Source organism: uncultured Adlercreutzia sp. (assembly GCA_910585575.1).
Taxonomy (GTDB): domain Bacteria; phylum Actinomycetota; class Coriobacteriia; order Coriobacteriales; family Eggerthellaceae; genus Adlercreutzia.
On sequence record CAJUFS010000079.1, the window covers coordinates 7,096 to 11,165 of the forward strand.

Genomic DNA, 4,070 nt, shown 5'->3' on the forward strand with positions numbered 1-4,070 from the left:
GAAAGGACCCTGCCGGTGCCCGAAAGCATGCTTGGCATATTCCAGGAAATTGTGACGCTCTTCGCCATCGTGGCCGTGGGCTACGGGGCGAAGAAGCTGCACTTCATGAACAATGAGTTCGATCGCATGCTGTCGAAGCTGGTCATCAACATCGCCCTGCCCGGCATGATCTTGGGCTCGGTGCTTACGGCCACGCAGCTTCCTTCGGCTCAAGAGGTGTGGGAGTGTCTGGGGCTTTCGTTTGCCAGCATGCTCATTATGTTCGTGGTGGCCTACGGATTCACGCTGCTGCTGCGTATTCCCGACGGACATCGCGGCGTGTACCGATTCATGCTGTGCTTCGGCAACGTGGGCTTCATCGGATACCCCGTGCTCACCGCGGTGTTCGGGCCCGACGCGCTGGTCTATGCGGCCGTGTTCAATCTGCCCTTCAACCTTTTTGTGTTCACCGTGGGCGCCTGGTTTCTTACCCAGGACACCGACGGCGTCAAAGTGCAAACTACGTGGCGTACCTTCGTCACGCCCGTCATGATCTCATGCCTGGTTGCCATCGTGCTGACGCTTTTGGGCATCCACCATGCGCCCATCCTCGGCGACGCGCTGAACACCCTGGGATCCATCACCACCCCAGCAGCCCTGCTTATTATCGGATCTTCTTTGGCGAATATGCCAGCGCGCGAGCTGCTGGGCAGCCCGCGTCTTTGGATTTGCTCGCTTTTCCGCTTGATGGTTATGCCCGTCTTGATCTGGGCCGTTTTCAGCCCCTTCGTTCCCAGCGGCCTCATGCTTGCCGTTACCATCATGCTCACCGGCATGCCCGTGGCCACCAACGGCACCATGCTCTGCTACCAGTACGGCGGCAACAGCCGGGTAATGGCCCAAGGCACTTTCGTCACCACCGTACTGGCCCTAGCGAGCATTCCGCTTCTGGCCTCGTTTGTCACGACCGTGTTATAGCGGTCGGACGTCGAAAATGCGGGAAGACCGCCCGAAGAGGACGGCCTTCCCGCACGAGAGACGGAATGTTCTTAGGTAGGCCTAACGCTTCAACAGCTTATGGCACAGCACCGTGAAGGCACAAATACCCAGAGCGAATATACCTACGGTGATGACCACCTCGGGCACCGTCGGGGCGTACACGCCCATGACGGACCACATGTCGGCCATGCCGCCCTGCTGGGCGGCGACGGTACCCAGCGTGATGCCGTTGCCACCGATGATGTTCGGCGTGGCGAAACCGGTGAACATGAGCCAGCAGCGCTTGCAGAACACACCTGCCACCACTAGGGCGGAGGCCGCGCCCACTACCTTCATGTTCTGGCGGTTCTTCGCGAACACCAGCAGGCAAAAGGGCGCGATCAGGCCGAAGATGACCTCAAACCAGAAGAACGGGGCCGTACCGCCGAACAGCAACGTGTTAATAACCGCCATGCCGCCCTCGGTGCCGTTGTAGGCCGTGGTAAGAATCTCGCAGCCGATGAAGTAGGCGTCCACGGCAATGCAGGTGCACAGGAGGCCCGCCAAGCTGGTGAACAGCTCCTTCGAAGTGTCGAACACACCCTTGGCCTTCAGAGCGAACAGCGACAGGATGAGCAGCGCTAGGCCGGAGTCAAGCGCCGACGCCACGAAGATGGGTGCCAGAATGGCCGTATTCCACGCCTCCCGGGCAATCTCCAGGCCGAAGATCCAAGCGGTTACGGAGTGCACCAGAATGGCCACCGGCAGCGCGAAGCGCGACACCACGGCAACTTTGGCCGGGTCGGCCTTCTTGGAGCACATGAAGTACAGGTACACCATGTTGATAACCAGATAGCAGGTGATGACAATCATATCCCAAGCTAGAGGCGACATGAAGTTCAGCCCCGTGAACATGCGCCACACGCGCTGGATGCCACCCAAATCCACCAGCACGCAAATACCAGCGCAGCAAATGCACACCAGCGAGCAGATAACAGCGGGCAGCGCCACGGCCTTGTACTTCCTGATGTCGAAAATGGACGCGGACGAAGCCACAATGAGACCACCAGCGGACAGGCCCACGAAGAACATGAAGCAGGTGAGGTACAGACCCCAGCTGGTGGAGTTGTTCATGCCCGTAATGCCCAAGCCGAACATCAGTTGGTACACATACACGCCGATGCCCACGAGGGCCAGCGCGCCCGTTGCCACTACCAGCGGGTTTTTCATAACGGAAGCCATTGAGTTCCCCCTCCTAGCGAACGTAGAAAACTTGCGGGCGCGTGCCCTTCTCTTCCAGCAGCACTTCGGCGTCCTGGCGGCGGCGCAGCTGCGACACCGCGGAGTCCGGGTCGTCCAAATCTCCGAAGATGCGCGCATCGCCGGGACAGCAGCGCACGCACAGGGGCTCGTCGCCGTCGTCGGTGCGCTCCTTGCACAGGGTGCACTTCTCCATCACGCCGCGCGTGCGCTCGGGTACGCGGGCGTCGCCGTAGCCGGCACCCGTCGAGCGCACGGGGTCGCTCCAGTTGAACGTACGGGCGTTGTAGGGGCAGGCGGCCATGCACATGCGGCAGCCGATGCACTTGTCGTAGTCGATCTCTACGCGTCCCAAGGCGTCCTTGTAGGTGGCGCCCGTCGGGCACACACGCTCGCAGGCGGCGTTCTCGCAGTGCTGGCAGGCAAGGGGCAGATAGGTTCGGGACAGGTTCGGGTAGGTGCCCTCGGCGCCATCGAACATCTCGCAGCCCTCCGTAAGCACACGGTTCCACAGCATGCCGTCAGGCACGTTGTTCTGCATCTTGCAAGCCAGGGCGCAGGTGTTGCACCCGATGCAACGCTTCAGGTTGATTCCGATCGCAAGCTTCGTCATGGTTACTCACCAACCTTCTTGATCTCGATGAGCGTGTCGTTGTAGGGAATCATGGGGCCGAAGGGCAGCGCGTAACCGCGTTCGTTCAGGTTGTCGTTGGACACGCTTTGCATAATGGTCCCGTCTAGGTACTGACGGAAGGTACTTTCCACCATGAAGGCGCTCTCGGGACGCACGGCCTCGTTCAGGCGCAGCTTCGTGCGGAAGCTTCCGCGGTCGTTGAACACCTCCACCTTGTCGCCGTCTTCCAGGCCGCGGGCGGCCGCATCCGCGGGGTTCAGCTCGATGTGGGGCTCGGCCACTTCCTGGATCCACCGAGCGCCCGAGTAGGCAGAGTGAACGCGGAAGCGAGAGCGGGCCTGGTTGAACTGCAGCGGGTACTTCTCGCGCAGCGGGTTCTCCGGGTAGGCCTCGTTCGGCTGCTCCCACGCGGGGAAGGCCTGGCCGAAGTCGAGCAGCACCTCGTAGTAGGGCTCCTGACGGCCAGAGGCGGTACCGTACACAAATCCCACTTCGGGCGCATTCAGATCCTCGGAGCCGATGAGACGCTGAGCGCCGTTGTTGGCCTTCAGGGTCTCCAGGGTGAAGCCGGCCACCTGAGGGTCGTCGGTGGTCAGGATGGCATTCGCGTATTCCACGCCATCGGCCGGGAATAAGTCGCCGTAGCCCATGGCCTCGGCGATGCCCTTCTCGATGTAGAAGTCTGACTTGCTCTCAAACAGCGGGTCGAGCACCTTCAGATTCGCCAAAATGTGGGCGTTGGCGCACTTCACGCCGCCCACCTCGTCGGCGCACTCGAACTTGCTGCACACAGGGAGCACCATGTCCACGAAGTCGGTCACCGAGCTGTGGTAGATGTCGGCCAGGCACACGAAGTCGAGCGAGTCGATCCACTCCAGCGTCTTGTTCCAGTTGGCAGCCTTCTGGGTGGGAATATCGCCGAAGAACATGGCGGCGTGCACCTTGTCGGTCTTCACCATGTCGTAGAAGCCCTGCGGGCTGGGAGCGGGCTCCATTCCCTCGGGCAGCTGCCAGCCGCCGAGCATGGCCTCGTAGGGCGTCACGTGATAGCCGTAGATGCCACAGCCTGTGCCGCGCTTGCCGTAGTTGCCCGTGATGGACGCGATGAGCGTGTAGCAGTGGCCGGCCACGTCGTTGTTGCCGAACTTATCAACGCCACCCACCCCGTTGTCGATGATGGAAGGGCCGGCGGCGTACTCGGTAGCCACCTGGGCCACGG

4 protein-coding genes are annotated in these 4,070 nt (G+C 61.5%); 1 reads left to right on the top strand and 3 read right to left on the bottom strand.

The genetic code is table 11. From position 1 onward, the window contains the following. A partial coding sequence (locus tag QZ307_RS09570) for an AEC family transporter (protein WP_366778998.1) occupies positions 1 to 957 on the top strand: 957 nt, incomplete at its 5' end. An 81-nt stretch (positions 958 to 1,038) separates the two neighbouring features. Here QZ307_RS09570 and nrfD read toward each other — a convergent pair. The 3 genes from nrfD to QZ307_RS09585 form a co-directional block, all read right to left on the bottom strand. After that, positions 1,039 to 2,199, bottom strand: a complete 1,161-nt coding sequence (nrfD, locus tag QZ307_RS09575) for an NrfD/PsrC family molybdoenzyme membrane anchor subunit (protein WP_295999239.1) — start codon at positions 2,197 to 2,199, stop codon at positions 1,039 to 1,041. 13 nt (positions 2,200 to 2,212) lie between these two features. Further along, complete coding sequence (locus tag QZ307_RS09580; protein WP_295999243.1) at positions 2,213 to 2,830, bottom strand: 4Fe-4S dicluster domain-containing protein; 618 nt, start codon at positions 2,828 to 2,830, stop codon at positions 2,213 to 2,215. A 2-nt stretch (positions 2,831 to 2,832) separates the two neighbouring features. After that, a partial coding sequence (locus tag QZ307_RS09585) for a molybdopterin dinucleotide binding domain-containing protein (RefSeq protein WP_295999246.1) occupies positions 2,833 to 4,070 on the bottom strand: 1,238 nt, incomplete at its 5' end.